Annotated in this window: 25 protein-coding genes; 13 read left to right on the top strand and 12 right to left on the bottom strand. The window is 72.0% G+C overall.

Translation table 11 applies throughout. The features are described from left to right. Positions 1 to 13: 13 nt before the first annotated feature. Both BMY97_RS00380 and BMY97_RS00375 read left to right on the top strand, forming a co-directional pair. Positions 14 to 619, top strand: coding sequence for an NADPH-dependent F420 reductase (locus BMY97_RS00380; RefSeq protein ID WP_245787064.1), 606 nt, complete (start codon positions 14 to 16; stop codon positions 617 to 619). A gap of 51 nt (positions 620 to 670) precedes the next feature. Beyond that, positions 671 to 1,612: an SDR family oxidoreductase gene (locus BMY97_RS00375; protein WP_091610810.1), complete on the top strand. Its 942-nt coding sequence runs from the start codon at positions 671 to 673 to the stop codon at positions 1,610 to 1,612. A gap of 7 nt (positions 1,613 to 1,619) precedes the next feature. Here BMY97_RS00375 and BMY97_RS00370 read toward each other — a convergent pair whose 3' ends face one another. From BMY97_RS00370 to BMY97_RS00350, 5 genes are all read right to left on the bottom strand, one after another. Next, the gene (locus BMY97_RS00370; protein WP_245787063.1) at positions 1,620 to 2,237 is read right to left on the bottom strand and encodes an ABC transporter ATP-binding protein; all 618 of its coding nucleotides are present in this window, start codon (positions 2,235 to 2,237) and stop codon (positions 1,620 to 1,622) included. Continuing rightward, positions 2,234 to 2,923 (bottom strand): ABC transporter ATP-binding protein, encoded by a 690-nt coding sequence (locus tag BMY97_RS00365; RefSeq protein ID WP_245787062.1) that lies wholly within the window; start codon positions 2,921 to 2,923, stop codon positions 2,234 to 2,236. Before BMY97_RS00365 ends, BMY97_RS00370 begins: the two co-directional genes overlap by 4 nt. After that, positions 2,910 to 5,573: an FtsX-like permease family protein gene (locus BMY97_RS00360; RefSeq protein WP_245787061.1), complete on the bottom strand. Its 2,664-nt coding sequence runs from the start codon at positions 5,571 to 5,573 to the stop codon at positions 2,910 to 2,912. The genes BMY97_RS00365 and BMY97_RS00360 overlap by 14 nt, the downstream gene beginning before the upstream one ends. A 111-nt stretch (positions 5,574 to 5,684) precedes the next feature. Next, positions 5,685 to 6,701: a serine hydrolase domain-containing protein gene (locus BMY97_RS00355; protein ID WP_091610808.1), complete on the bottom strand. Its 1,017-nt coding sequence runs from the start codon at positions 6,699 to 6,701 to the stop codon at positions 5,685 to 5,687. Continuing rightward, entirely contained in the window at positions 6,691 to 7,503 is an 813-nt protein-coding gene (locus tag BMY97_RS00350) for an IclR family transcriptional regulator (RefSeq protein WP_091610805.1), read from the bottom strand. The genes BMY97_RS00355 and BMY97_RS00350 overlap by 11 nt, the downstream gene beginning before the upstream one ends. A gap of 78 nt (positions 7,504 to 7,581) precedes the next feature. On the opposite strand from BMY97_RS00350, the gene BMY97_RS00345 reads away from it, so the two are divergent. Genes BMY97_RS00345 through BMY97_RS00325 form a run of 5 tightly spaced genes read left to right on the top strand, consistent with a single transcriptional unit; the run spans position 7,582 to position 12,578 of the window. Continuing rightward, on the top strand, positions 7,582 to 9,129 hold the full coding sequence (locus BMY97_RS00345; protein ID WP_091610803.1) for an ABC transporter substrate-binding protein: 1,548 nt from the start codon (positions 7,582 to 7,584) through the stop codon (positions 9,127 to 9,129). Further along, positions 9,126 to 10,097 (top strand): ABC transporter permease, encoded by a 972-nt coding sequence (locus BMY97_RS00340; protein ID WP_091610800.1) that lies wholly within the window; start codon positions 9,126 to 9,128, stop codon positions 10,095 to 10,097. Before BMY97_RS00345 ends, BMY97_RS00340 begins: the two co-directional genes overlap by 4 nt. Continuing rightward, positions 10,094 to 10,984 (top strand): ABC transporter permease, encoded by an 891-nt coding sequence (locus BMY97_RS00335; protein WP_091610797.1) that lies wholly within the window; start codon positions 10,094 to 10,096, stop codon positions 10,982 to 10,984. Before BMY97_RS00340 ends, BMY97_RS00335 begins: the two co-directional genes overlap by 4 nt. Continuing rightward, the gene (locus BMY97_RS00330; RefSeq protein WP_091610794.1) at positions 10,981 to 11,778 is read left to right on the top strand and encodes an ATP-binding cassette domain-containing protein; all 798 of its coding nucleotides are present in this window, start codon (positions 10,981 to 10,983) and stop codon (positions 11,776 to 11,778) included. The genes BMY97_RS00335 and BMY97_RS00330 overlap by 4 nt, the downstream gene beginning before the upstream one ends. Continuing rightward, the gene (locus BMY97_RS00325) at positions 11,775 to 12,578 is read left to right on the top strand and encodes an ATP-binding cassette domain-containing protein (protein ID WP_091610791.1); all 804 of its coding nucleotides are present in this window, start codon (positions 11,775 to 11,777) and stop codon (positions 12,576 to 12,578) included. Before BMY97_RS00330 ends, BMY97_RS00325 begins: the two co-directional genes overlap by 4 nt. Before the next feature lie 2 nt (positions 12,579 to 12,580). Here BMY97_RS00325 and BMY97_RS00320 read toward each other — a convergent pair whose 3' ends face one another. Continuing rightward, positions 12,581 to 13,513 carry an ROK family protein gene (locus BMY97_RS00320; protein WP_091610788.1) on the bottom strand — a complete coding sequence of 311 codons (933 nt, stop codon included), beginning with the start codon at positions 13,511 to 13,513 and terminating at the stop codon, positions 12,581 to 12,583. 41 nt (positions 13,514 to 13,554) lie between these two features. On the opposite strand from BMY97_RS00320, the gene BMY97_RS00315 reads away from it, so the two are divergent. Beyond that, entirely contained in the window at positions 13,555 to 14,541 is a 987-nt protein-coding gene (locus BMY97_RS00315; RefSeq protein WP_245787060.1) for a creatininase family protein, read from the top strand. After that, complete coding sequence (locus BMY97_RS00310; protein ID WP_091610783.1) at positions 14,538 to 15,665, top strand: mandelate racemase/muconate lactonizing enzyme family protein; 1,128 nt, start codon at positions 14,538 to 14,540, stop codon at positions 15,663 to 15,665. The genes BMY97_RS00315 and BMY97_RS00310 overlap by 4 nt, the downstream gene beginning before the upstream one ends. A gap of 13 nt (positions 15,666 to 15,678) precedes the next feature. On the opposite strand, the gene BMY97_RS00305 is transcribed toward BMY97_RS00310, so the two are convergent. Further along, the gene (locus BMY97_RS00305; protein ID WP_281246875.1) at positions 15,679 to 16,818 is read right to left on the bottom strand and encodes an FAD-dependent oxidoreductase; all 1,140 of its coding nucleotides are present in this window, start codon (positions 16,816 to 16,818) and stop codon (positions 15,679 to 15,681) included. 58 nt (positions 16,819 to 16,876) lie between these two features. On the opposite strand from BMY97_RS00305, the gene BMY97_RS00300 reads away from it, so the two are divergent. The 3 genes from BMY97_RS00300 (at position 16,877) to BMY97_RS00290 (ending at position 20,091) form a co-directional block, all read left to right on the top strand. Then, positions 16,877 to 17,761, top strand: a complete 885-nt coding sequence (locus BMY97_RS00300) for a LysR family transcriptional regulator (RefSeq protein WP_177231113.1) — start codon at positions 16,877 to 16,879, stop codon at positions 17,759 to 17,761. Positions 17,762 to 17,883: 122 nt separating this feature from the next. After that, complete coding sequence (locus BMY97_RS00295) at positions 17,884 to 19,197, top strand: M14 family zinc carboxypeptidase (RefSeq protein ID WP_091610778.1); 1,314 nt, start codon at positions 17,884 to 17,886, stop codon at positions 19,195 to 19,197. Positions 19,198 to 19,242: 45 nt separating this feature from the next. Beyond that, positions 19,243 to 20,091 carry an NAD(P)-dependent oxidoreductase gene (locus BMY97_RS00290; protein ID WP_091610774.1) on the top strand — a complete coding sequence of 283 codons (849 nt, stop codon included), beginning with the start codon at positions 19,243 to 19,245 and terminating at the stop codon, positions 20,089 to 20,091. A gap of 443 nt (positions 20,092 to 20,534) precedes the next feature. Here BMY97_RS00290 and BMY97_RS00285 read toward each other — a convergent pair whose 3' ends face one another. From BMY97_RS00285 to BMY97_RS00275, 3 genes are all read right to left on the bottom strand, one after another. Further along, positions 20,535 to 20,939, bottom strand: a complete 405-nt coding sequence (locus tag BMY97_RS00285; RefSeq protein ID WP_245787059.1) for an ATP-binding protein — start codon at positions 20,937 to 20,939, stop codon at positions 20,535 to 20,537. 752 nt (positions 20,940 to 21,691) lie between these two features. Then, entirely contained in the window at positions 21,692 to 21,985 is a 294-nt protein-coding gene (locus BMY97_RS00280; protein WP_091610771.1) for a hypothetical protein, read from the bottom strand. Positions 21,986 to 22,192: 207 nt separating this feature from the next. Then, a complete protein-coding gene (locus tag BMY97_RS00275; protein ID WP_091610768.1) occupies positions 22,193 to 23,101 on the bottom strand; it encodes an SDR family NAD(P)-dependent oxidoreductase in 909 nt (302 codons plus the stop codon). 100 nt (positions 23,102 to 23,201) lie between these two features. On the opposite strand from BMY97_RS00275, the gene BMY97_RS47675 reads away from it, so the two are divergent. Next, positions 23,202 to 24,548, top strand: coding sequence for a TetR family transcriptional regulator (locus tag BMY97_RS47675; protein ID WP_218156643.1), 1,347 nt, complete (start codon positions 23,202 to 23,204; stop codon positions 24,546 to 24,548). Positions 24,549 to 24,570: 22 nt separating this feature from the next. Here BMY97_RS47675 and BMY97_RS00265 read toward each other — a convergent pair whose 3' ends face one another. Then, complete coding sequence (locus BMY97_RS00265; RefSeq protein ID WP_177231112.1) at positions 24,571 to 25,305, bottom strand: SDR family oxidoreductase; 735 nt, start codon at positions 25,303 to 25,305, stop codon at positions 24,571 to 24,573. Beyond that, positions 25,302 to 26,156, bottom strand: coding sequence for an oxidoreductase (locus tag BMY97_RS00260; protein WP_091610762.1), 855 nt, complete (start codon positions 26,154 to 26,156; stop codon positions 25,302 to 25,304). The genes BMY97_RS00265 and BMY97_RS00260 overlap by 4 nt, the downstream gene beginning before the upstream one ends. Positions 26,157 to 26,171: the final 15 nt, after the last annotated feature.

The raw sequence follows: 26,171 nt of genomic DNA, 5'->3' as shown, positions 1-26,171 counted from the left end.
AAGCAGGAATTCCATGATCAGCATCATCGGCCTCGGCACCATGGCCGGCGCCCTCGCCGGCCGGGCGCTCGCGAGTGGCCACGCCGTCGAGATCATCGGCCGGGACCCGGCCAAAGCCAAGGAATTGGCCGCCACGCTGGGCGGCGCCACCGTGGGGACGGCGCCGGCCGGGGACATCGTGATCCTCGCCGTGCCGTACGCCAGTGCGGCGGCGGTGGTCAGCGAGTACGGGGACGCCCTGCGCGGCAAGGTGATCATCGACATCACCAACCCCGTCAACGCCGATCTCACCGGTTTCGTCACCCCCGAGGGCAGTTCCGGCGCGCAGGAGATCGCCAAGGCCGCCCCCGCCGGCGCGCAGGTCGTCAAGGCGTTCAACACGCTGTACTCCCAGGTCCTCGCCGCCGGCCGCCCACTGGACGTGTTCATCGCCGGCGACGACGAGCAGGCGAAAGCAAGCGTGTCGGCATTCATCGAGAGCCTCGGACTACGGCCGATGGACACCGGGTCGCTGCCTATGGCGCGGACACTGGAGAACGCCGCCCTGTTGATGCTGGGCCTCGTCGCCCATTCCGTCAAGCACACCGATTTCTTCCTCGGCGTCACCATTCTCGGCTGAGCGCACTCGCCGAAGAACAGCCCTTTCGCCCATTCTCCCAAGGACAGTCGCATGCGCGTTTTCGTCACTGGCGGGACCGGCCATTCCGGTTCATACCTCATTCCCGAGCTCATCGCCGCCGGGCACGACGTCACCGGTCTGGCCCGGTCGGACGCTTCTGCGGCGGCGCTGTCCGCGCAGGGCGCGAAGGTGCGTCGCGGCGACCTTCAGGACCTCGACGGCCTCAAGGAGGCGGCCGCGGACTCCGACGGCGTCATCCACCTCGCGCACCGGCAAGACCTGCTGCCCTCCGGCGGGATCGACGCCGTGGCCGCCGCGGAGCTTCCGGCCGTGCTCGCGCTCGGCGAGGCACTCGCGGGAACCGGAAAGCCGCTGGTCGCGGCGGGGAGCATCGGCTCGCCCGGGTGGGAGGGCCTGGGCCGGCCGGCCACCGAGGAGGACCGGGCCCTTCCCGGCGGCGATGCGTACCGGGGCACCCTGCGGGTTCGCAACGTCGTGGAGACCACCGTCGCCGGCCTCGCCGAGCGGGGAGTGCGGTCTTCGATCGTGCGGATTCCGCCCATCGCGCACGGCACGACCGACCGCGCTGGATTCCTACCCCTGCTGATCGCGCTCGCGAAGGAGAAGGGTGTCGCCGGCTATCCCGGAGACGGCGCGAACCGGTGGCCCGCCGTGCACGTCCGCGATGTCGCGTCCTTGTTCCGCCTGGCGCTGGAGAAGAGCCCGGCCGGCCGATCGTGGCACGCGATCGAGGACGGGGGCCGCCCGGTGCGCGAGATCGCCGAGGCCATCGGCCGCCGGCTGGGCCTGCCCGCGGTGAGCATTCCCGCGGACGTGCTGATGCTGCCGGGCTACTTCGGGTTCCTCGCGAACCTGGTCACGCTGGACCTCCCGGCGGCCAACCTCGTCACCCGCCGGACCCTCGGCTGGGAACCCGCCCAGCCCGGCGTGCTCGCCGATCTGGACAACGGCCACTACTTCCCCGCCGGCTGACGGAGCCCTAAGCGCCGGCGAGGGTGATCGTGCGGTCGGCGTGCTGGGTGAGGAGCGGGTCGTGGCTGGCGACGAGGACCGTCGTGCCGGCGTCGGCCGCCGCTCGCAGCCGGATGAGGACCAGCTCGGCGTGGGCGCGGTCCTGGTGCGAGGTCGGCTCGTCGGCGAGCACCAGCGTGGGGTTGGTGACGAGCGCGCGGGCGACGGCGGCGCGCTGCTGCTCACCCCGCGAGATCTGCGCCGGACGGCGGTGCGCGAACTTGGCCAGGTCCAAGGTTTCCAGCAGTTTCTCCCGGTCGGCGGTGTCTTCGCGGGCACGGGCGGGGAAGGCGAGATTGTCCGTAATGGACAGTTCGTCGAACAGGCCGATCGACTGCGGCACGAACCCGACGTGGTCCCACTGCAGCTCCGCCATGGGGAGATCCGGTAACGGCGGATGCGGCGTCACCGTGCCCGTGTCGGGGGTTTCCCAGCCGCCGGTGATCATCAGCAGGGTGCTCTTGCCGGAGCCGGACGGGCCGGCGAGCGCGACGAGTTCCCCCGGTTCCAGTTCGAGGCTCACCGGCCGCAGGGCGAGAGTGCGCCGGTAGCTCTTGCTGACGTCGGTCAGCGTCACCAGGCTCACGCGATCCTCCCGTCGACGAGTTCGTGCACGTCATCGGCGACGGCGGTGAGCTCGGGATCGTGGGTGGCGACGACCACGGCGTGCCCGAGCGAAGCGAGACGGTGCAGCGCCTCGCCGACGAGGTGAGCCGACGCCCGGTCGAGCTGGGCAGTGGGCTCGTCGGCGAGCAGCGCGGCCGGATCACCGGCGGCGGCGAAGGCGAGGGCGACGCGCTGCTGTTCGCCGCCGGAAAGCTGCCGGGGGTAATGGGCGCGACGGCCGGCGAGACCGAGCGCGTCGAGGAGTTCGCCACCGGCGGGGCCGGTGCGGCGCAGACGGGCAGCGAGGCCGAGATGCTCCTCGACGGTGAGATAGCCCAGCAGGTTGTCGATGGGATTCTGGAAGACGTAGCCCAGTTGGTGGCGGCGCAGCTGACGGCGGCGGCGGGCGGACAACGCGGTGGCGTCGACACCGTTGACCTCGACGGTGCCGTGGGTGGGCCGGTCCAGGCAGGCCAGGATCCGCAGCAGGGTCGACTTCCCGGATCCGGACGGGCCGACGAGCGCGGTCACGCGGCCACGGGCGGCGGACAGCGCGACGTCGTGCAGCGCGGGGACGTCGTGGTCCGAAGCCGGGTAGTGGTGGGTGAGCCCCGCGCAGCGCAGGGCCGGTGAACTGCCTGGCGCCGGTGGGCTATTCGGTGTCACGCAGCACCTCCGCGGGGCGGGCGCGGGAGACCGCGCGCTGCGCGGCGAGGGTGGCCAGCACCGCCGCGAGCAGGGTCGCGGCCGCCAGGCGCAGGGCCAGCGACCACGGCGCCGAGATCAGGGTGCCCGGCGCGATGCCGGGATCGAGGTCGTAACCGGGGCTGGTCACCGCGACGGCGACCGCGGCGAACACCAGGCCGAAGGCGAACCCCGCGATCAGCAGCCCGCCCACCTCGTACAGCAGGGCCCGCCAGTGCGCCGGCGGCCCGATCCCCATCCGCCGCAACAGCACGTACGCGCTGCGTCGCGCCCGGGCCCGCGCGTTCAGGTACAACAGCAAGCCCACCAGCACGATCGCGCCCGCGAGCACCGAAACCGCGGTCAGGAAGACAAAGGTGTAAGTGATGGCCGCGTAGACGCCGTTGGCGGTCACCTCCTGGGCCTGGCTGATCGTCCCGATCTGCGTGCCGGTGCCGCTCAGCGCCGCGAGGTTCCGCGCCGGGTCGCCGCGCATCCACAGCTGGCTGTGCGCGTTCTCCCCGGCCAGCCGGTCGAGCAGGTCCTTGCGCACCAGCAGTTGCGGGAAGCCGGAGTTCTTCCCGGGCAGCTGGGCGACGGTGGTGATGGACAGCCTCGTGGTCTGCCCGTTGATGCGCACGTCCGCCGAGGCCGGGGTGGCGGGCAGCCCGGCCAAGATCCCGGCCGGCGCACCGGGCGCGGCGAGCTTGCCCATCAGCTCGGCGAGCGTCGGGCCGGGCAGGGCGTCGTCCCAGAACGCCGTGGTGGCAAAGGTTTCCGGGTCGACGCCGAGCACGTTGACGGTGGTGCTGCCGACGTGACCGGAGTCGTACCGGTCCACGAGACTGGTCCGGCCGGCGAGGTCCGGCGGCACGTGCGCGGGGCCCGTCAGACCGAGGACCACGTCGGAGCCGACGATCAGCTGCGATTCCGCGTGCAGGGTGCGGTCCACCGAACCGGTCACTGTGGTCGCGTACACCGACAGTGCCACCGGGATCGCCGTCGCCGCGATCAGCACCGCGGCCGCGGCTGGACCGGACGCGATCCGTTGCCAGGAAAGGAAAGAGACCGGCCTGGTCACCTTCACCGGGTTGGCGCGCACCACCGACCAGCGCACGATCCGCGCCGCGAACAGCGCCAGCCCGATCACCAGCAGCAGCGGCACCACGACCAGCCGCGGCGGGATCCCCGCCACCGAGCCCGCCGTGCCGAGGCCCGAGACGGTGCCGTCGCCGAGCACGAAGTAGCAGACGACCGCCGCGACCAGGGGAATCAGCTCCCACGGCCACAGCCGCGCCCGCGTCGCGCGGGTGTCGAAGTGCGCGGTGATCCGGCGCCCGCTCGCCACCGCGATGGCGCCCAGCGTCACCAGCAAGGCGCCGGCTCCGGCGAGTACCGAACCGGTCACCGCGCCCGGCGTCACCAGCGGGCTCGGGCCGACGGCCGCCACCAGGTACCGCGCCGCGAACCAGCCCGCGACGGAACCGAGGGCCACCACCGCGCCGGTTTCCAGCACGGCCTTGCCCACCAGCGCCCACGGCCCGACGCCGCGCGCCGACAGCACCGCCAGCTCGGCCCGCCGCCGGTCCACCCAGAACGACCCGGCCGCGGCCGCGATCACCAGTCCCGCCAGCGCGCCCACGGCACCCATCGGCACGACGGTGGTCACCAGCGCCGAGGTCACCTCGTCGGCCCGTTCGGACATCCCGCGCAGCGAGGTCGTGTACTGCGCGTGGCTGAACGCGAGGCCCAGCGGGTCCTGCGGATCGGCGGTGCGCGCCCGGAGCCGTTCCAGGCCGTCGATCACCGGGGCGGCGCTCGCCGTGGTCAGGCCCGTGGTGCCGACCGAGCTTTCGACGAGGGAACCCGCACCGGAATCCGGGTCGGTGGCCTTGAACAGGTCGTCGCTCGAGAGCAGGGCCATGGGGTAGACGCCGGCGTTGCTCAGCGGGCTGCCGCGGTAGAGGTTCTTGAGGCTGCACCAGTACTGCTCGTCCGGCAGGGAGCGCAGGTCACGGTAAACGGCCGCGACCCGCAGGGTGACCAGCGGGGTGTCCCCGCCGGCCGCTCCCAAGCCGGTGGTCGAGCCCCTGGTCAGCGAAACGCGGTCGCCCACCTTCAGCTGCTGGAGGTTCGCGAACTGGTCCGGCAGCCAGATGCCCGGGCCGGTGCCGCCGGACAGCACCTGGACGTGATCGGCGAAACCGTCGCGGGCCACCAGGTTCATCAGCCGTTGCTCGGGGTGCACCGGGGTCCCGGTCGCGGCCGTCACGTTCGCGCCGGAGATCAGCGTGCTCACGGGCGGCGAAAGATCCGGGATGCCCACTTCGGCCTGCCGGACCGCCGTGAGCCGCGCGTCCAGCAGCGGTTTGCCCACCTTTTCGGGCACCTGCGGGTTTCTCGGCACCACCGGCAGCTGTCCCCGCCATTGCGCGCCGACGGCCCATTCGCACGCGGCGTCCGCCTGCTTCTGCAGCGTCGCGGTGCCCGCGGAGGAAAGAAAAAGGGAGATCGACGCGGCCGGCAGCGCCACCAGCACCGCGGCGGCCAGCACGGCCAGCACCACCGTCGGCTGCCGCCAGATCATCAACGGCGCACGCGCCCATGGTGCGGGCAGCCCCCTCTTCGGCATGCAGCCGAGTTTTGCACACCGGACCGGGGCCTGGCGGCGAAAGCGAGATAACGATTTCCCGGCCGTGACGGACGGTGCGGGAATGACCGCATCGCGTGTGCTACAAGGGTTTCAGAGCCGGACCGCGGCCTCGTGGAAAGCGCGGCGGAGCGTTTCGATGCCCGGCGTGGTGCGAGAGGGATGGACCCGGTTGGTGAGCAGCACGTAGTAACGGCCGCGGTCCGGCTCCACCCACAGGCTGGTGCCGGTGAACCCGGTGTGCCCGTACGCCCGCGGGGAAAGATCCGTGCCGACCGGCGAGCCGGGCACGTCCAAGCACTGCCACGCCAGGCCACGGCGAAGGCCTTCGGTCTGGCACCGGATCATCTCGGCGTGAGTGGCGGGTTTCAGCAGCGGTGCGGCGCCGCCGGCCAGGACCCGGCCGAGGTGTTCGACGTCCGGCAGCGGGGCGAACAGGCCGGCGTGACCGCAGATTCCGCCCAGTACCACGGCGTTCTCGTCGTGCACCTGGCCGCGCACCACATGCCCGCGCCACGGGCAGTCCTCCGTGGCGACCGCGCGCGCCGCGTCCGCCGGGCCGAACCCGGTGCCGGTCAGCCCGGCCGGGGTGCTGACGAACTGCGCGACCAGCTCGTCCAGCGGATGGCCGCCGGCGGCCTCGGCGATGAGGCCCAGCAGGATGAATCCCTGCGAGGAGTACTCGACCCGGTCGCCCGGCGCCGCGCGCAGCGGGCCGGTGCGGATGGCTTCGAGCAGCGCCTCGCGTGTCGGGTGCTCGCGATAGAGCGGCGTGCCGCCGGGTAGCCCGGACGTGTGCGTGAGCAGCTGCCGCACGGTGATGTCGGCCTTGTCGCCGCCCGCGTACGCCGGCAGGTGGCGGGCGAGCGGGTCTTCGAAGGTGAGCAGACCGCGATCGGCCAGCGCCGCGATCACCAGTCCCACCAACGGCTTTGTCACCGACGCGAGGTCCCACCGGCTGTCCTCGGCCGCGTCCGGCCCGCCGTGCCAACGGGTGCCGAGCACGCCGCGGTCGAGGGCCCCGTCGGCGGTGCCGACCGACCAGGCGGCAGCGGAGAACACCCGGTTTTCTCGCCCGGCGTCGAGGATCTTCCCGAGTTCAGTCCGCATCGGACACCACCCGCATCCCCTGGCCGAGCGTGGCCGAAAGCCGGTTCGCGGCCTCGGCGACCAGCGGGCCGAGGGTGGGCACGCTGTCGGGCGGCAGGGTGAACGTCAGCCCGGAGACGCTGAGCGCGCCGACCACGTGCCCCAGCCCGTCCACCACCGGCGCGGCGACACACCGGACGTGCGGCTCGTTCTGCTCGTCGTCGACCACGTAGCCCAGAGTGTCCACAGTGGCCAGTTCGCGGCGGATCGCGGCCGGGTCGGTCAGCGTTTTGGGGGTGCGCGCTTCGAGCGGTGCCGCGTCGAGCACCGCGGCCACCTCGGCCGCGGAAAGCCGGGACAGGATCGCGCGGCCCACCCCCGTGCAGTACAGCGGCACCTCGCCGCCGACCTGCGAGTTCATCCGGTACGCCTGGTCCGGCTCCACCTTCTCGACGTACACCGCGCGGTCGGCGTGATGCACCGCGTAGTGCACGGTGTGCCCGGTTCGGCGGCGCAGCTCCGTCAGCACTGGCCGGGTGAAGCGCGTGGCCCGGCTGCCGGCGAGCACGGCCGCCGAAAGGCCGAGCAGCCGCGGCCCCACGTCGTACTGGCCGCCGCCGGCGCCGGCCGCGAAACCGGCTTCGGCGAACGTCTGCAGCATCCGGTGCGCGGTGGGTTTCGGCAGGTCGCAGACCTTGGCCAGGTCGGCGAGCCGGTGCGGGCCGCCCGGCCGCGCCAACGCCGTGAGCACCTCCAGCGCCTTCCCCACCGCGCCCCGGGGCTCACCGCGCGCCCCGGACTTGTCGTTGACAGCCCTCTCCATGCGGCCTACCTTAGCGCAATCGCGTTCCATGTGACGGAACGAGATATCACTCAATGGAATTCTGGCGAAAGGCGACCCGTGGCTCCTCCGCGTTCCCGTCTGACCCGCCGTGACGCGCTCCGGCTCGGCGGCCTCGCCCTGCCCGCACTGGCCCTGCCCGGCCTGCTCGCCGGCTGCGGCACCGCGGACGGCAGTGTCGGCAACGTGCTGCGCGTCGCCCAGACCTCGGACCCGAAAACCCTGGATCCGCAGAAACAGGGCGATCTGACCTCGATGAACGTCCTGATCAACCTGTTCGACACCCTCACCACGCGCGGTCCGGACAACCAGCTCGCGCCCGGGCTCGCCTTGTCCTGGACCTCGCCGGACCCGCTGACCTGGCGGTTCCGGCTGCGGCCCGGCGTGCGGTTCCACAACGGCGAGCCGTGTGACGCCAAGGCGGTCGCCTTCAGCATCAACCGGCTGCTCGACCCGGCCACCAAGTCGCCGATCGTCGAGCTGCGCTACGTGAAACAGGCCGTGGTCGTCGACGAGCTGACGGTGGACCTGCGGTGCAGCCAGCCGGACCCGATCATCCCGGCGAAGGTGTCGCTGTTCGGCGGGGTCGCGGTGCCGCCGGGGTACCTCAAGCAGGTCGGCTCGGCCGGGTTCGCCAAGCACCCGGTCGGCACCGGGCCGTTCACCTTCGTCGAGTTCCAGCGCGACCACCAGCTGCGGATGCGCGCCAACCCGGGCTACTGGGGCGGCCGGCCGTCGTTCGACGAGCTGGTGTTCCTGCCGATGCCGGACCCGTCCTCGGCGCTGGCCTCGCTGCAGAGCGACGAGGTCGACATCGTCGCGAGCCTGACCCCCGACGCGGCGCTGCAGATCCAGGGCTACACCGGGGTCGCGATCCGCAACTACCCGGGCATCCGCACCTCGTACCTGTCGCTGGACACCACGGCCGGGCCGCTGCGCGACGTACGCGTGCGGCAGGCGCTCAACCACGCTGTCGACGTGCCGCTGCTGATCAAGGCGGTGCTCGACGGCAAGGCGCGCGAGGTGCCGACGATGTTCCCGCGCGAATCGTTCGGCTTCGACCCCTCGATCACGCCGTACTCGCGTGACCTCGGGCTGGCCAAGCGGCTGCTCGCCGATGCCGGGTTCCCCAACGGCTTCGACACCTCCCTGACCGCGCAGACCGGTGACTCCAACATCGCCGAGGCGATTTCCGGGCTGCTGGCCAAGGCCGGGGTCCGCGCGCGGGTCGACCTGGTCGACACCGGCACGTACACCAGCCGGCTGACATCGAACAACCGCAGCGCGCTCGGCCCGATCTACCTGGCCGCGAGCACCGGCTGGACGCTCGACGCGGAAAGCCTGGTGCAGTCCAACGTCCGCCACGACCGGCGGCAGAGCCGGTGGTCCAGCCCGGAGGCCGATCGCCTGATCGACGCGGAGGAGCTGACCGTCGACCCGCCCGGCCGGCAGCGGGCCTTCACCGCGCTCCAGTCCCTTCTCAAGCAGGAGGCGCCGTTCGTGTTCCTCTACCAGATCGACAACATCTACGCGGTCAACACCCGGCCGCGCTGGCAGCCCGGCGTCGTCGGCGTGCTCGGCATGGCCAAGGCGCAGGTGACCTCGTGACGGCGCCGGCGGTCTCGGTCGCGAAGCCGCCCGCGGCCGGTGCCGGGGTGCTGCGGGTGGTCGTCACCAAGGTGCTGACCGCGATCGTCGTCCTGTTTTTCGTTGCCACCGCGGCGTTCTTCCTGGTCCGCCTGTCCGGCGACCCGGTGAAGCTGATCCTGCCGCCCGACGCGAGCGCGGCCCAGGAGGCGACGCTGCGCGCCAGCCTCGGCCTGGACCGGCCGCTGCTCACGCAGTACCTCGACTACCTCGGCGGCCTGCCGCGGCTGCACTTCGGCAACTCGCTCGTCTACGACCAGCCGGTGTCGGAGGTGCTGCTCGCGCGGGTGCCCGCGACACTGGAGCTGGCCGCCGCCGCGTTGGTCATCGCGCTGGTGCTGGCGATCCCCGCGGGCGCCTTCGCGGCGTTGCGCCGCGGCCGGGCCGGCGACTCCGGCGTGATGGCGGGTGTCCTGATCGGACAGTCCACTCCGGCGTTCTGGGTGGGCATCGTGCTGATCCTGATCTTCGCCGTGCAGCTGCAAGTGCTGCCCGCGTCCGGATACGGCGGCTTCACCCACCTCATCCTGCCCGCGGTGACGCTCGCGGTGTACTCGGTCGCGGTGATCGCGCGGCTGCTGCGCTCGTCGATGATCGACGTGCTCGGCTCGGACTACATCCGCACGGCGCGGGCGAAGGGGCTGAGCACCGGCGGAATCGTGGTGTCCCATGGGATGCGCAACGCCGCCCTGCCGGTGGTCACGGTGATCGGCCTGGAGGTGGGCACGCTGCTCGGCGGCGCGATCCTGACCGAGCAGGTGTTCTCCTGGCCGGGCATCGGCCGGCTGACCGTCGAGGCCATCCAGAACCGCGACTTCCCGCTGGTGCAGGCGTCGGTGCTGTTCTTCGCCGCCACCTTCGTGGTGGTCAACCTGCTGGTGGACCTGTCCTACACGGTGCTCGATCCGAGGGTGCGGGTGACCTCATGACTGCTGTAACCGCAACAGTCCCGACGGCCCGGGCCCGGCGCGGCGCGGTGCGCGCGGTGCTGCGCAACCGGCTCGGCCTCGTCGCCGTGATCGTGCTGGCGGTGATGGTGCTGGTCGCGGTGTTCGCGCCGCTGATCGCGCCGTACGACCCGGGGGCGCAGGACCTGCTGGTCCGGCTCCGTCCACCCGCGTGGACGGCGGCCGGCGACTCGAGCCACCTGCTCGGCACGGACCAGCTCGGCCGCGACATCCTGTCGAGACTGTTCTACGGCGCTCGGATCTCGCTGCTGGTCGGGGCCTGCGCGGCGTTGCTGGCCGGGATCGTCGGCTCGGTGATCGGTCTGGTCGCCGGGTTCCTCGGCGGCTGGTTCGACCGGATCCTGATGCGTCTGGCCGACATCCAGCTCGCGTTCCCGTCGATCCTGCTGGCGCTCGCGATCGTCGGCTTCCTCGGCTCCGGGCTCTGGTACGTGGTGCTGGTGCTCGGCTTCACCGGCTGGGTCTCCTACGCCCGGGTGATCCGGTCCGAGGTGCTTTCCCTGCGCACCAGGGATTACGTCACCGAGGCGCGGGCCATCGGCGTCGGTGACCTGACCATCATGCGCCGCCACCTGCTGCCCAACGTGATGGCGCCGCTGGCCACCATCGGCACCCTGCACGTCGCCGCGGCGATCGTCGCCGAGGCCTCGCTGAGCTACCTCGGGCTCGGCGTGCCGAAGCAGACCGTCACCTGGGGCGGCATGCTCAGCGACGGCCAGCTGTACCTCGGCACCTCGTGGTGGGTGGCGGTGTTCCCCGGGCTGGCGCTGATGATCACCGCGCTGGCCGTCAACATCACCGGCGACGTGCTGCGCGACGTCGCGGACCCGAAGGCGTACCGCTCATGACGTCGTTGCTGGAGATCAAGGACCTGCACGTCGAGTTCCGGCTGGGCACCGGGACCGTGCACGCGGTCGAGGGGGTGGGCTTCGCCGTCGAGGCCGGTGAGACGCTGGCGGTGGTCGGCGAGTCGGGCAGCGGCAAGACCGCCACCGCGCTTTCGGCGCTGCGGCTCAACCCGGAGCCGCCGTGCGTCTACCCCGCCGGCGAGGTGCTGCTGAACGGGCGCGACCTGCTTCGGCTGTCCGAAAAGGACTTGCGAAGGATCCGCGGCAACGAGGTCGCGATGGTCTTCCAGGACCCGATGACCAGCCTGAACCCGCTCAAGCGCGTCGGCGCGCAGGTCGCGGAAGTGCTGCGACGGCACCAGAACGCGTCTCGTGGGCAGGCGCGTGAAGGAGCGGTGGCCGCGTTGCGCGAGGCCGGCATCCCGGACCCGGAGCGGCGCGCGGACCAATACCCGCATCAGCTTTCCGGTGGCCTGCGCCAGCGCGTGATGATCGCGATGGCGCTGGTCGGCCGGCCGCGGGTGCTGATCGCCGACGAGCCGACCACCGCGCTGGACGTGACGGTGCAGGCCCAGATCCTCGAGCTGCTGGTGGACCTGCAACGCCGGCACGGGATGGCGATCGTGCTCATCACCCACGACCTCGGGGTGGTGGCGGAGGTCGCCGACCGGGTGGTGGTGATGCGCCGCGGCCGGGTGGTCGAGACCGGCGATGTGACGGCGGTTTTCGAGGCGCCACAAGAGGATTACACCCGCGAGCTGCTGCGGGCGACGCCGAAACTGGAGCGCGCATGACAAACCTGGTCGAGATCCGCGGCCTGCGCAAGGACTACGGCTCGCTGGCCGCGGTCGACGGCGTGGACCTGGACGTGACGGCGGGGGAGACGCTCGCCGTGGTCGGCGAGTCCGGCTCCGGCAAGACCACGCTCACCCGGCTGCTGCTGCGGCTGGCCGAGCCCACCGCGGGCACCGTGCGCTTCGACGGCGCGGACCTGTTCGCCCTGCCCGCCGCGCGGCTGCGGAAGGTGCGCCGCGAGATGCAGGTGGTGCTGCAGGACCCGTACTCCAGCATGAACCCGCGGATGCGCGTGACGGACATCGTCGCCGAACCGCTGGTGACGCACGACCGCTCGGCGCGCGGCCGTCGAGGACGCGCGAAGGTGCGCGCCCGCGTCGGCGAGCTGCTGGAAGCGGTGGGGCTGCCGCCGGACGTCCAGGATCGTTACCCGCACGAGTTCTCCGGCGGCCAGCGCCAGCGCGTCTCGATCGCCCGGGCGCTCGCGCTGCGCCCGCGGCTGGTGGTGCTGGACGAGCCGACCAGCGCGCTCGACGTCTCGGTCCAGGCCCAGGTACTCGACCTGCTGACCGAGCTCCAGGCCCGGCTGGGGCTGACGTACGTGTTCGTCTCGCACAACCTCGCGGTGGTGCAGCAGATCGCCGACCGGGTGGCGGTGATGCGCGCCGGGCAGATCGTGGAACTGGCCGACGCCGCGACGCTGTTTTCCGCGCCTGGCCACGAATACACGCGCAACCTGCTGGACGCGGTGCCGAACCCGGACCCGCGCCTGGCGCGTCGCCGTCGGGCGGTGTCATGAGGTCAGTTGTGGGAGAGCACCAGCCCGGCGCCGCCGAGCAACGCGATGTCGTCGGCCGCGCCGGTGTTGACCAGCACCCGCGGCGGCTCCGCGCCGGTGGCCCACGAGGAGTCCTCGCGCAGCCGCCGTTCGATGGCCGCGCGGAAGCGTTCGCCGCCTTCGGCCGCCTCGCCGTGCAGCACGAACAGTCCCGGGGCGAACAGCTGCTGGATGTTCACCAGGCCCAGCGCGATATTGCCGGCGTAATCCTCCAGCAGCGGGTCGCCGGTTTCGGCCAGCTCGCGCACCGTTCGCGCGCCGAGGCCGCGCCGCTCGGCTTCGGCGCGCAGCCACGGCGTGGTCGCGACCGTCTTCCAGCAGCCGCGCGCCCCGCAGGTGCACGGCTGTCCACTGGCGGCCACCGTCATATGCGCGCCGCTGCGGCCGCCGGGCGGGGCGAGCACCTCGCCGTCGTAGAGGATGCCGACGCCCAGCACCTCCCCGGTCGAGACGGAGGCGAACGTGCTGCGCCCGCGGCCGGGCCCGAACCAGCGGTCGCCGAGCACCTGCAGCCGCGCGCGGTGCTCGACGTGCACCGGCGCGCCGGCCAGCCCCGTCAGCACCGCGGCGATCGGGTACCCGTGCAAGGCGGGCACCTCGTTGACCTCGATGATGACCCCCGCCGCGGCGTCGACCAGCCCAGCGGCCGCGACGCCGACCCCCATCGGCTGCACCGGGAACCGGACCACCTCGGCCAGCGCCGCGTCGATTTCGCCCCGGTCGGCCGCGCCCCGCGGATAGGCGGCCTCGGCGCGCCACAGGAGTTCGCCGGCCAGGTCGACCAACGCGGCTCGCACCCGCCCCGGCAGCAACTCGACCGCGCCCAGCACCGGCGCGGCCGGCTCGACAGCCGGCGCCGGAACCAGCCGCAGGGCCGGGCGTTCGCCGGTGCTCATGCGGCCACGATGCCACGACCGGACCTTCGAGGGGAGCCCGCATGCCCGAACTGACCCGGATGACCTGGCGCGAAGTACGCGCCGCGGCTGGTGGTTCGGCAGTTGCCGGCACTGCGCCGCAGCTCGCCGCCGACCGGTCGACGGGTGCTAGCGATTCGGCGGTTGCTGGTTCTGGGCCGCAGCTCGCCGCCGACCGGCCTATGGGCGGCAGCGGCGCGGTGCCCGCCGGTTCGCAAGGGAAGTCTGCTGCCGACCGGCCGATGGGCGGCAGCGGTTCGGTGCCCACCAGTCCGCAATCGCAGCCCGCCACCCACCCGTCCACCGGCGCTATCGCCCTGCTCCCGATCGGCTCGCAAGAACAGCATGCCGCGCATCTGCCCATGGGTACCGACACGATGCTGGCCGAGGCTGTCGTCGACGGGGCGCTGGCGCGGCTGGGCGGCGAGCCCGCCGTGGTGCGGCTGCCGAGCCTGCCGTTCGGGCACAGCCCGCACCACCTGTTCGCCGCCGCGGTCTCGCTTTCCGCGGCGACGCTCTCGGCCGTGCTCGCCGACGTGCTCGATTCGCTGGTGGTGAGCGGTTTCCGGCGCGTACTGGTGGTGAACGGCCACGGCGGCAACGACGAGATCATGCGGCTCGCGGTGAAGCAGCACGCGCTGCGCGCCGACGTCGCGCTGGCCGCTTGCTCGTACTGGTCGCTCGGCGAGGGCGGCTCGCCCGGGCACGCCGGCGCCTTCGAAACGTCGCTGATGCTCGCGGCCCGGCCGGAGCTGGTGCGCGAACGCGTGCCGCACCCGGCCGTCACGCCGCCACCGCTGTTCGACCAGCCGCCGTATCCCGGCCTGACCGTCGAGCGGCACGGCGAGTGGGCCCGCGTCGGCGGCTCGACCGACGACGCGACGGCGGCCACCGCCGAGCGCGGACAAGACCTGCTGGCGGCACGCGTGACGGCACTCGCCGAAGCCGTGCGCGCGTTCGACGCCGCCACCCGGGAAAGCCACGGACACCGAACCCACGGGGAGCCATGAAGATCACCGACGTCGACGTGCAAGTGGTGAACCTGCCGTTGACCAATCCGTTCACCAGCTCGTTCGAGACCAAGACGGGCGAGACCCGCACAGTGGTGCGGCTGCGCACCGACACCGGCATCGAGGGCTGGGGCGAGACGATGTGGGGCCGCCCGGTCGCGGAGCTGGCGCGGAAGCTGGCCACGGAGCTGGTCGGCACCAGCCCGTTCGCGCTGGAGGCCTTCCACCGGCGCCACCACATGGTGCCGTTTTTCCACGGCTACCTCGGTTACGCGGCGCTCGCGGCGCTGGACGTCGCCTGCTGGGACGTGATGGGCAAGGCCACCGGCCAGTCCGTCACCGATCTGCTGGGCGGCCCGGTGCGGGACGAGGTGCCGATCACCGCGCTGATCACGCGGGCCGACGCGCCCGGCGCGCGGGGCCGTGAGCTGGCGCAGGGCCTGGCCGAGTACGCCGCGAAGGTGGTCGGCGAGGGCGGGTTCTCCGCGGTGAAGCTCAAGGGCACCAACGATGTGCGCGGAGACGTCGAGATCATGCGCGAGTTGCGGCGCGCGCTGCCGGACGTCGAACTGCGCGTGGACCCCAACGCCGCCTGGTCGGTGCCGGACTCGATCCGCGCCGGGCTGGCGCTGGAGGAGCTGGACCTGGAGTACCTGGAAGACCCGTGCACCGGCATCGAGGGCATGAGCCAGGTCCGTGCGAAGATCCGGATTCCGTTGTGCACCAACATGTGCGTGGTCCGGTTCGAGGAGTTCGCGCCGGCTGTGCGGCTCGGCGCGGTGGACGTGATCCACGGTGACGTCTACAAGTGGGGCGGCATCTCGGCGACCAAGGCGCTGGCCGCGCACTGCGAGACGTTCGGCCTCGGCATGAACCTGCACAGCGGCGGCGAACTCGGCATCGCGACGGCGGCGCACCTCGCCGTCGTCGCCAGCACGCCGGTGCTGTCCCGCGCGATCGACAGCATGTACTACCTGCACGCCGACGACATCGTGCAACCGCTGACCCTCGAAGGCGGCCGCCTGCGCGTGCCGACCGGGCCGGGGCTCGGCGTGCAGGTGGACGAGGAGAAGCTCGCCTTCTACGCGGCCGCCAACGAGCGGGACGGCGACCTCACCGGCTGAGGCGCGACGGGCGTCAACCCGCTTGACGCCCGTGGCCCGGCGCGGTGGTGAGCATCCAGTGGCTGAAGGCGGCGTAGCGCTCCGCGAATTCGGCCGGCCCGGTGGCGTGTTCGACGTCCGCGGAGAACTGCCGCACCCGTTCGAACCGTTCGATGCGCGGGCGCTCGTAGGCCTTCAGCGCCTCGGTCAGGTTCGGCGCGGTTTCCAAGGCCGCGCGGAGCACTCCGGCGTCCTCGATCCCGAGGGTTCCGCCCGCGGCGATGTGCGGCGAAAGCCCGTGGGCGGCGTCGCCGATGAGCGCGACGCGGCGGCCGGTCCACCGCGGCAACGGCGGCACGAGCATGATCCGGTTCTCCAGGATCGCGTCCTCGGGGGTGTCGGCGATCATGCGCAGGAGCTCGCCGTGCCAGCCCGCGTCGGCGAGGCGGCGGGCGCGCGCGAGCGCCCGGTCGCGTTTGCTGCCGGTGCGGGGGCCGGCCTCGAACTGGTTGACCATCCACATCGTCCGCCCTTCGGCGACGCGGGTGTAACCGCCGCGCGTGCGCTCGGGACCGATGGTCACCACGGTTCCCTCGGGCCGCTCGTCGGCGCTCGGGACGATCGCGCGCCAGGCGTAGTGGTCGGCGTGCGGTTCGGCTTCGCTTCCCGGCAGCAGTTGCGCGCGGACCTGGGAGTACACGCCGTCGGAGCCGATCAGAAGGTCGGCGTGCAGGCTCTCGCCGTCGCCGAAGTGGACGACGACCTCGTTCTCGCGCTCCTCGTACCCGGCCAGCCGGGCGGAGAGCCGGATCCGGTCCCGGCCGATGAAGCCGGCCAGCAGGGTGTTCAGGGCGGGGCGGGGGACCAGCAGGAAGTGGTAGTCGCTGTCGCCGTACCCGTTGGCGCGCAACGACATCCCGGCCGGGTCGAAGAACCACGTGTCGATCTGCTGCCCCAGCCCGCGCACCTCGGCGCCGATCCCGGCGTCGTCGAACACGCGCAACGCGTTCTCCCACAGGCCGATCCCAGCCCCGGCCGCGCGGATCTCCGGCGCCTGCTCCAGGACGGTGACCTCGTGCCCGATCCGCCGCAGCGACGCCGCTGTGGTGAGTCCGACCAGGCCGCCGCCCGCGATCACGATGTGCATTTCCCGCTCCTTCCGCTGTGTCTCCAGTGAAGAAGCCCGCCGTTATGATTGCAAATGCATACTCCTGATCCATAGCATTACCGTCATGCATCTGGATCTGAACCTGCTGGTCGCGCTCGACGCCTTGCTCGACGAGCGCAGCGTCGGCGCCGCCGCGGACCGGCTCCACCTGTCCCAGCCCGCGATGAGCCGGACGCTCGGGCGCATCCGGCGCGCGACCGGAGACGCGATCCTCGTCCGCTCCGGCCGCGTGATGCTGACGACGCCGTACGCCGAGCAGATCCGCGACGAGGTGCACCAGCTGGTCGTGCGCGCACAGACGATCTTCACCGCGGACCGGGACCTCGATCCGGCCACTGTGGACCGCACGTTCACCTTGCTGTGCAACGACGTCCTGGCCGGCGCCCTGGTTCCCCGGCTCACCGCGTACCTCGCGGCGGCCGCGCCGGGAGTGAACCTGCGCGTGCTCGGCGAAACCGCCACGAGCGTCGACGAGCTGCGCCGCGGCAACGCCGACATCCGGCTGAGCGACGAGACCGTGCACCCCGCCGACGTCCGCTCGACCACCGTGATGACCGACCACCTGGTCGCCGTCTCCCGCCGGGTCCTGGCGGTGGACGGGACTCTGGCCGGGTTCACCGCGCTGCCACACGTGGTCGTCTCCCGGCGGGGCCGGCGGCGCGATCGCGTCGACGACCTGCTGGAAGCGCGGGGTGCCGGCCGGCGCGTCGTGCTCACCGTGCCCACCCTGGCCATGGCGCTGCAAGCTGTCACCGCGGCCGGTTTGATCACCGTCGTCCCGGCGAAACTGGCCGGGGACCAGCTCGGCCCGGCCCTGCGGACGCACCCGCTGCCGGTGCCCACCCCGGAGATCCCCGCGGTGCTGGCCTGGCACACCCGCCACGATCGGGACGGCGCCCACCGCTGGCTGCGGGCGGCCATCGGCGAAATCCTCACGTCGGCGGAGTGACCGGAGAACCGACTTTCGGGGGTATGGCCGGTTTGTCCCGGGCGGCCACACTGTGCGCGGCAGTGCGTCACCACGCGAACGCGGTCCGTGCTGCTCTTCGCCCGCGGCCACGAGGAGTACCGATGACGTCCAGGCGCCTGTTCCGGATCGCGCTCGCCGCCGGTCTGCTGCTGAGCGGAGTGCTCGCCGGCGCCGCCTCCGCTTCCGCCGGCACCCCGGTGTACTGGCGGGTGCCCGCCACCGGCGCGCGGGCGGCGGAACTGGCCAAGGCGGGTTTCGACGTCGGGGAGTCCGATTCCGGTGCCGCCTACGTGATCGGTGACGAGGGCGTCGCCGGGAAGCTGCGGGCGCTCGGCTACCGGCCGGAGTTCTTCGACACCGTCTACAAGGATCTGCCCGCCGCGTCCCCTTCCCTTGCCGCGGACACCTTTTACGGCGGCTATCGCACGGTCGCCGCGCACGAAGCGCACCTCGCGCAAGTCGCCGCCGCGCACCCTGATCTCGCCACGGAGTACACCATCGGCCAGTCGTGGAAGAAGGCCCAGGGCCAGGGCGGGCACGACGTGCAGGCCATCTGCCTGACCAAGAAGCAGGCCGGCGACTGCACGCTGAGCACCACCTCACCGAAGCCGAAGTTCGTGCTGATGGCGCAGATCCACGCCCGTGAGCTGTCCACCGGCGAGCTGGCCTGGCGCTGGATCGACTACCTCGCCGACGGTTACGCCACCGACGCCACCGCCAAGTCCATCTTGGACACCACCGAGGTGTGGGTGGTCCCGATGGCCAACCCGGACGGCGTGGACATCGTGGCCTCGGGCGGCAACTCGCCGAAGCTCCAGCGCAAGAACGCCGACAACTCGCGCGGCGGCTGCTCCGGCACGGACATCGGCATCGACGTGAACCGCAATTCCACCTTCCGCTGGGGCGGCGACTCCGACTCGCCGTGCGACGAGACCTACCAGGGCGCGAGCGCGGGCTCCGAACCCGAGGCGAAGGCGCTCGAAGGCCTGTTCCGCAAGATCTACCCGGTACAGCGCGGCACCGGCGACAACGACCCCGCGCCGGCCACCGCGCGAGGCACGATGATCACCCTGCACAGCTACGGCAACGACATCATCATCCCGTGGGGCTTCACGCAGTCGAAGTCGCCGAACGACGCGCAGTACCGCAAGCTGGGCGCGAAGTACGCGGCGTCCAACGGATACCTGGTCGGCACCAACGCGGAAACCGTCGGCTACGACACCAGCGGCACCACCGACGACTTCACCTACGGCGCGCTGGGCGTCGCCAGCGTGACCTTCGAGGTCGGCCCGTCGAGCGGTACCTGCGGCGGCTTCCTGCCGAAGTACACCTGCGTCGACAGCACCTTCTGGCCGGAGACCAAGGACTCCTTCATCGCCGCGGCCAAGGCGGCCGCGGCGCCGTATCAGCAGTAACGTATGTCCACTATGGACTTTTCCGGGCGGGGCTAGGATGGGCGGATGACCATTCCGGCCAGTACGACCGTCGGCCTGCTGCATCCCGGCGACATGGGCGCGGCCGTCGGCGCGCTGCTCGCCGCGCGGGGAGTGCGGACGCTGTGGGTGTCCGAGGGCCGCGGCCCCGCAACCCGGCGCCGCGGGCAGGAGGCCGGGCTGGTCGAAGTGCCGCGCCTGGCGGACCTCGCCGAGTGCGGGGTGATGCTGAGCGTCTGCCCGCCCGCCTTCGCCGCCGAGGTCGCCGCGGCCGTCGCGAAGACCCCGTTCCAGGGCGTTTACCTGGACGCGAACGCGATCAGCCCGCGCCACACCCAGCAGACCGAGGAGCTGTTCCGGCACCGCGGCGGGGTGACGGTCGTCGACGGCGGCATCGTCGGCCCGCCACCACACCGTGCCGGCACGACCCGGCTGTACCTGTCGGGCGCCGAAGCCCCGCGGCTGGAAGCGTTGTTCTCGGAGACGTTCCTGCAACCGATCGTGCTCGACGGCCCGGTCGGCCGGGCCTCCGCGCTGAAGCTGGCGTTCGCCTCGTACAACAAGCTCACTTTCGCGCTCGCCGCCCAGTCCTACGCACTGGCCGCGCACCACGGTGTGGCCGACGACCTGCGCGAACTGGCGGCCGCGAAGCTCGCGAACACCCCGCTCGGGCAGCCCGCCGGAATCGTCTCCGCGGGCCGGCGGGCCTGGCGCTGGGAGGGCGAGATGGCGGAAATCGCCGCCGCCTGCACCGACAGCGCTCTACCCCCCGACCTCCTCACCGCGGCGGAGACGCTGTTCGCCCGCTGGCAGCAGTACCGCGACGATCCGGAGGTTACGGTCGAGCAGCTGCTCGCTTCGCTGACGGACTCCTAAGCAACCGCCCCGGCTGCACCCACCGGAGACGGCTGGGTCTGTCCGGTTCGGACGTGGTTGGGCTGGTGCCCGCTGGGCATGGCTGTGCTGGTGCGGGTCCGGGTGTGGTTGGTGCCGGGGTTCATCGGAGGTGGCGCACGTTGGTCCGGTTCGGACTTGGTTGCTGGGGGACTCACCGGGTGTGGGTGTGCTGGTGTGGTTGGGCTGGGGTTCATCGGAGGTGGCGCACGTTGGTCCGGTTCGGACCTGGTTGCTGGGCGACTCACCGGGTGTGGGTGTGCTGGCGTGGTTCGGGCGCGGTTGCTCCGGGACTCACCGGATGTAGCTCCGTTGGTGCTGCTCGGATGTGGTTGGGCTGCTGCTCGCCGGGCATGTCGGGCGTGGCCCGTACCTGGTTGCGGTTGTGCTCAGCGGAAATGGCTGTATTGGTCCGGTTCGGACCTTCACAAACCCTTCGCCACCGGTACCTCCGCCCACACCGTCTTCCGCCCATCTCTGGTCGCCGCTCCCCATCCGGCGCTGAGGGCGTCGACCAGCAGCAGACCGCGGCCCCGGTACGAGTCCGGCGAGGCGGTGGCCGTCGTGGGCAGGAGATTGGGGGCGCAGTCCTCGACCTCCAGCCGGATGACCGTGTGGTCGTCCGGCAGCTCGAGCCGTAACGCCATCGGCCCGCCTGCGTGCTCGAAGGCGTTGGTGACCAGCTCGGTGGCCAGCAGCTCGGCGTCCTGCACGGTCTCCCGCGGCAGCCCCGTGAGCCGCGCGCGAACCCACTTCCGCAACGGCGCCAGCGACGACAGCTCGCGGGTCCCGGCGAAATCGTAGATATATGGCGCACTGGTGATGCCCATGGTTCTCCTCAGCGGGTCTCCCAGCCGGATTTCAGAGCGTGGGCTTGCCAGGTTGGTACCCCGCGACCGCGCCATTCACACCCTGCCTCGGCACCCGGTCAGGGCGCGCGGAATTCCCGCGCATGCACGACAGCTCCTCGCCCGGTGCGTTCGCCGGCCACGTTGCTGCGCCCCCGGCTCCTCACTTTTCCAGCGGCCACCCGACCTTTACCGGCGACGACGCTGACCGCGACGCACCATTGCCGACGCCGAGCCGCCTGGCTGCAGCGGCAACGCGCTCGACGCTCCGAGACCAGCGAGCGGCACTGAATCGTCACGGCAACGGGGTCCGCGGCTCGAACCCTGGGCACGCTGGGCCCCGGTCGGGTGTCGGGCTGCGGCTCGAACGTCGGACTCTGGGCAGGCCGTGCCCCAGTCGAGTGTTGGGCTGCGGTTCGAGTGTTGGGTCGTGGGTGGGCGACCTCGGTCGGGTGCTGGGCCGGGGCGTGAGTGTCTTGCGGTGGGTAGGCGTCGGGCCTCGGTCGAGTGCTGGGCTGCGGCGCGAGTGTCGGGCCTTGCGTAGACCGGGCCCGGTCGGGTGCTGGGCCGCGGCATCGGTGTCAGGCCCCGGCTGGACGGCAGGCCTCAGCCGAATGGTGGGCTGTGGCTCGGGTGCCGAGGCCCCGGGCAAGGCGCCGGGCCGTGGCCGGATGCGGGCGCTGCGGCTCGCGTACCGGGTCCGGGCCCAGGTGTCAGCCAGGTGTGGCCAAGCTTCAGCTCGGCGCCGGGCCCTGGGCCGGGCGCTGGGCGCAGTGCTGGGCGCGGCCGATGGCCTCGGCGGCGGCCGTCGCGAGGCGGGCGATTTCTTCGCTCCACCGGCGGGCCTCGGCGAGAGCTCGGGCGCCCTCGCCGGCCTGTTCGAGCTCGCGCCAGCCGGTGACGGCGACTGAGCGGCGGCCGGCGAGGGCTTCGTCCAGGACGGCGCGCATGCGGCCGGTCAGTTCGCCAAGGGCGTCGTAAGCACGCCAGACCGCTGTTCGGTCCGCATCGGGCGTCGGGTCGGGCATGGTGACCTCCTCGGTAACCGGGCCGCTGCGGCAGGTCCCGGCGACGCGAAGGCCGCCGGACGATCCGGCACCGCCCGCCGTGAGCAAGGGGACGGAGGTCCGAGTCAGCCGCGGGCACCGTCGTGACGCCGATGCCCTGGAGCATACCGAGCACGCCCGCCTCGAACCAGGCGCCGCCCGCCGTCTCTACGGTTTGCCTGCTGCTGTTCACGAGGCGGCCGCGACACCGCCGGAGGAGAGCGCCGCACTGCCACCGAACGGGTCCAGCTCAGCCGGGGTCGCGTCGTCGTGATCGGTCGAGCGGCTGAAGCCGGCCAGGGCGGCGTCGCTGCGGGACTGCGCGTCCGCGGCGGCTTTGGCGATGGCCAGCGCGTCGGAGCCGAGCAGGACGCGCACCGGCGGTGAGTCCATCTCGACGAGCCGGCGGATCGCGTCCGCGACCTTCGCCGGATCGCTCGCCGCCCGCGTTCCACCCTGTCCGAGCAGCGCCGCCATCGCGCCGACGGTCGGCGCGTAAGCCTCGGAGACCGGCGGGACGCGCATCGAGCTGCCCGCCCAGTCCGTGCGGATCCCGCCGGGCTCGATGGCGGTGACCTTGATCCCGAGCGGGCCCACCTCCTGCGCGAGGACCTCGGTGAAGCCACTGACCGCCCACTTGGACAGCTGATACGGCGCGAGCCCCGCCGCCGCGGTGCGGCCGCCGAGCGACGACACGTTGACGATCCGGCCCGCACCCTGACGTCGCAGCACCGGCAGCACCGCCTTGGTCACGTTGACCACGCCGAACAGGTTCGTCTCGACCTGGGCGCGGAAGTCTTCGTCGGGCGTGTCTTCGAACGACGCGAGATTGGCGTACCCCGCGTTGTTCACGACGACGTCGATGCGCCCGAAGACGCGCACGGCCTCGTCGACCGCGTCGCGGGCAGCCGCCGCATCGGTGACGTCAAGGGTGATCGGGACGACGGCGTCCACGCCGTAGGCCCGCACCAGTTCGTCCAGGCGCCGGCGATCCCGGGCAGTCGCCGCCACGCGATCGCCGGCGGCCAGCGCCGCCTCCGTGAGGTCACGGCCGAGGCCGCGGGCGCTGCCGGTGATGAACCACACCTTGCTGGTCATGTCTGCCATCCCTGGTTAGAGAACGTCGGTCTGTTACGAGTTCGAAGCTAACAGACCGACGTTCTATTCGCAACAGACCACGGGTCTGTAGACTTCGGGAATGACGTCGTTCCAGCGCGCGCACAGTGAGGAGCAGCGAGAGGTCCGCCGCCGGGCGATCCTCGCCGCGGCCGCCGAGATGCTCGCGGAGATGCCGGTCGCACAGGTCACCTTGAGCGAGCTGAGCCGGCGGGCCGGGCTGGCGAAGTCGAACGTGCTGCGGTACTTCGAATCCCGCGAGGCCGTGCTGCTGGAGATGCTGAACGCCGAGTCACGCCACTGGCTCGACGGCCTGGACACGGAACTGGCGGCCGTCGACACCGACACTGACACCGCCGCCGCGATGGCAGGGCGCGAGGCTCGGCTCCCCGAGACCGACGCGGCGGTGACCGAGGAAAGGGATGGGTCGGTCCATTCCGACCCGGCGAGCGGGGGCAGGGACCGTTCCGCCCATGCCGAGGCGGCGGCGGTTGGGCACAGCGACCGGTCTGCTCATGCCGACCCTGCGGTGGCGGGCCGCGGGAAGGGGGCGACTGATACCGCTGCGGCAGGGGCCCGGTCTGCCCATGCCGACTCGGCGGCGGCGGGGCTTGGGGAGGGGTCGGTCCATGCCCGCGCGGCGAGCGTCGGAGGCAGGGACGGGTCGGTCCATGCCGACGCGGTGGTGCCGGGGCGTGGGAAGGGGTCGGCTGATGCGACTGGAGGCAGCGGCCGGTCTGCTGATGCCGACTCGGTGGTGGTTGTGCGTGGGAGGGGGGCGACTGATGCCGATGCGGCGGGGGCAGAGAGCAGGGACGGGGCGGTCCATGCCGACGCGGTGGTCCCGGGGCGTGGGAAGGGGTCGGCTGATGCCGACGCGGTGGTGCCTGGGCGCGGGAGGGGGGCAGCTGATGCCGACGCGGCGGTGGCCGTGGGCAGCGGCCGGTCTGCTGATGCCGGCGTGGCGGTGGCGGGACGCGAGAAGGGGGCGGCCGATGGTGATGTGGCGTTGGCGCTCAGGGGGGACCGGCTGGCCGATGCCCTTGCGAGGTCGCTCGCGGCGCGGCCTGTGTTGTGTGATCTGAGTAGTGCTCAGGCGGCGGTTTTGGAGCACAACGTCTCACCCGAGGCGGCTGCGCGGTACAAACATGCTGCGGTCTCGCAGGTTTCGGAGTTGGGTGGGCTGCTGCGCAAGCGTTTGCCTGAGCTGTCCGAGCACGCGGGCACCCGTCTCGCCGCCCTGACGATCATGGTGGCGGGCGCGGTGTGGACCCACTCGCACCCGGGCGCCGCCGTGCGGGCCGTCTATGAAACTGACCCTGTTCTGGCCCAGTGGCGGATGGACTTCACCTCGGGCCTGCGCGACGCACTCGAGGTGCTGATCGCGGGGGTGCTCAGCCGTCGGGATCGGACGCCGTCCTCCTCGTGAGGACGGCGTCCGACCGTCGGGTTCAGCGCTGCCGGGTCGGCCGGACGATCAGCTCGTTCACGTCGACCTCGGGTGGCTGGCCGAGTGCGAACGCGATGGCGTCGGCGATCGCGCTCGGCTGGATGGCCGAGGCACGATAGGTGCGCATGGCCTCCTTCGCGCCCGGGTCGGTGATCGTCGAGGCCAGCTCGGATTCGACGACGCCGGGGGAGACCGTGGTGACGCGGATGCTCGGGTCGGCTTCCAGGCGCAGGCCCTCGGTGATCGCCCATGCCGCGTACTTCGTGGCGCAGTAGACCGCGCCGGTGGGCACGACCTCGTGCGCGCCGGTGGACGCGATGGTCACGAAGTGCCCGCTGCCCTGCTCCCGGAAGATCGGGAGCGTGGCGGCGATGCCGTTCAGCAGCCCGCGGATGTTGACGTCGATCATCCGGTCCCACTCGTCGACGAGCAGGGATTCCAGGCGGGACAACGGCATCACGCCCGCGTTGTTGACGAGCACGTCCACGCGGCCGTGTTCGCGCCGGGCGCGGGCGGCGAACTCGGCGACGTCCGCGCGGTCGGTGACGTCAAGGCGGCGGACATCGATGCTGCCGCCGTCCGCGCGGATCTTCGCCGCCAGCTCTGTCAGGCGGTCTTCGCGCCGCGCGCCGGCGACGACGTGGTGGCCGTCGGCCGCGAGGCGCAGCGCGGCTGCCTCCCCGATGCCGCTGCTCGCCCCGGTCACCAGGATCACCTTGCGGGCGTCGGTGGTCATGCTTGCTCCTTCGGGTAGTCGGCGCTCAGCGTGAGTTCGCGCCAGGTGTCGAAAGTGGACTTGAGTGCGCCGAGCCGGGCCGACGCGATGTCGTAGGCGGCCTGGCCCAGCAGCAGCCGCAACGGTGGTTCGTCGGCCTCGATCGCGCTGATGACCGCCGCGGCCGCCCGGTCCGGGTCGCCCGGCTGGTGGCCGTAGGTGGACGTGGTGGCGGCGCGGCGTTTTCCGGCCGTCTCGGCGTAGTCGTCGATGCTGGTCGCGGACTGCCGCATGGACGGGCCCGACCAGTTGGTGCGGAACGCGGCGGGCTCCACGATCGTCACCTTGATCCCCAGCGGCGCGACCTCGGCCGCGAGCGATTCGGAAATCCCCTCCACGGCGAACTTCGTCGCGTGGTAGTAACCGGTGGCGCCGAACGCGGCGAGACCGCCCAGCGACGAGACGTTGACGACATGCCCGCTGCGCCGTGCGCGCATGCCCGGCAGCACGGCGCGAGTCAGCGCCATCAAGCCGAAGACGTTCGTTTCGAAAAGGGTGCGGATTTCGGCGTCCTCGCCTTCCTCGACGGCGGCGAGGTAGCCGTAACCCGCGTTGTTGACGAGGACGTCGACCCGTCCGAAGGTCGCTTCTGCCAGCTTGACGACTTCGGTGATGCGGGCGGGATCGGTGACGTCCAGCGCCACCGCGAGCGCTCGGTCACCGTGTGCTTCGACGAGATCGGCCACCTGCCGCGGATCGCGGGCGGTGACGACGGCGCGCCACCCCCGGCCGAGCACGGCGGTGGCCAGGGCCCGGCCGAGACCGGTGGAGCAGCCCGTGATGAGCCACACGGGAGAGGTGTTTTCAGGCATGGTTCTTCCCCGGTA

It is taken from the genome of Amycolatopsis saalfeldensis (genome assembly GCF_900110575.1).
Taxonomy (GTDB): Bacteria; Actinomycetota; Actinomycetes; order Mycobacteriales; family Pseudonocardiaceae; genus Amycolatopsis; species Amycolatopsis saalfeldensis.
This window is presented reverse-complemented; position numbering and strand designations above follow the sequence as displayed.

Coding starts and splice junctions, on each gene's coding strand:
- BMY97_RS00380 (WP_245787064.1), top strand. CDS start 14: ATGATCAGCATCATCGGCCTCGGCACCATGGCCGGCGCCCTCGCCGGC.
- BMY97_RS00375 (WP_091610810.1), top strand. CDS start 671: ATGCGCGTTTTCGTCACTGGCGGGACCGGCCATTCCGGTTCATACCTC.
- BMY97_RS00360 (WP_245787061.1), bottom strand. CDS start 5,573: ATGCCGAAGAGGGGGCTGCCCGCACCATGGGCGCGTGCGCCGTTGATG.
- BMY97_RS00355 (WP_091610808.1), bottom strand. CDS start 6,701: ATGCGGACTGAACTCGGGAAGATCCTCGACGCCGGGCGAGAAAACCGG.
- BMY97_RS00350 (WP_091610805.1), bottom strand. CDS start 7,503: ATGGAGAGGGCTGTCAACGACAAGTCCGGGGCGCGCGGTGAGCCCCGG.
- BMY97_RS00335 (WP_091610797.1), top strand. CDS start 10,094: ATGACTGCTGTAACCGCAACAGTCCCGACGGCCCGGGCCCGGCGCGGC.
- BMY97_RS00330 (WP_091610794.1), top strand. CDS start 10,981: ATGACGTCGTTGCTGGAGATCAAGGACCTGCACGTCGAGTTCCGGCTG.
- BMY97_RS00325 (WP_091610791.1), top strand. CDS start 11,775: ATGACAAACCTGGTCGAGATCCGCGGCCTGCGCAAGGACTACGGCTCG.
- BMY97_RS00320 (WP_091610788.1), bottom strand. CDS start 13,513: ATGAGCACCGGCGAACGCCCGGCCCTGCGGCTGGTTCCGGCGCCGGCT.
- BMY97_RS00315 (WP_245787060.1), top strand. CDS start 13,555: ATGCCCGAACTGACCCGGATGACCTGGCGCGAAGTACGCGCCGCGGCT.
- BMY97_RS00310 (WP_091610783.1), top strand. CDS start 14,538: ATGAAGATCACCGACGTCGACGTGCAAGTGGTGAACCTGCCGTTGACC.
- BMY97_RS00300 (WP_177231113.1), top strand. CDS start 16,877: ATGCATCTGGATCTGAACCTGCTGGTCGCGCTCGACGCCTTGCTCGAC.
- BMY97_RS00295 (WP_091610778.1), top strand. CDS start 17,884: ATGACGTCCAGGCGCCTGTTCCGGATCGCGCTCGCCGCCGGTCTGCTG.
- BMY97_RS00290 (WP_091610774.1), top strand. CDS start 19,243: ATGACCATTCCGGCCAGTACGACCGTCGGCCTGCTGCATCCCGGCGAC.
- BMY97_RS00285 (WP_245787059.1), bottom strand. CDS start 20,939: ATGGGCATCACCAGTGCGCCATATATCTACGATTTCGCCGGGACCCGC.
- BMY97_RS00280 (WP_091610771.1), bottom strand. CDS start 21,985: ATGCCCGACCCGACGCCCGATGCGGACCGAACAGCGGTCTGGCGTGCT.
- BMY97_RS00275 (WP_091610768.1), bottom strand. CDS start 23,101: ATGACCAGCAAGGTGTGGTTCATCACCGGCAGCGCCCGCGGCCTCGGC.
- BMY97_RS47675 (WP_218156643.1), top strand. CDS start 23,202: ATGACGTCGTTCCAGCGCGCGCACAGTGAGGAGCAGCGAGAGGTCCGC.
- BMY97_RS00265 (WP_177231112.1), bottom strand. CDS start 25,305: ATGACCACCGACGCCCGCAAGGTGATCCTGGTGACCGGGGCGAGCAGC.
- BMY97_RS00260 (WP_091610762.1), bottom strand. CDS start 26,156: ATGCCTGAAAACACCTCTCCCGTGTGGCTCATCACGGGCTGCTCCACC.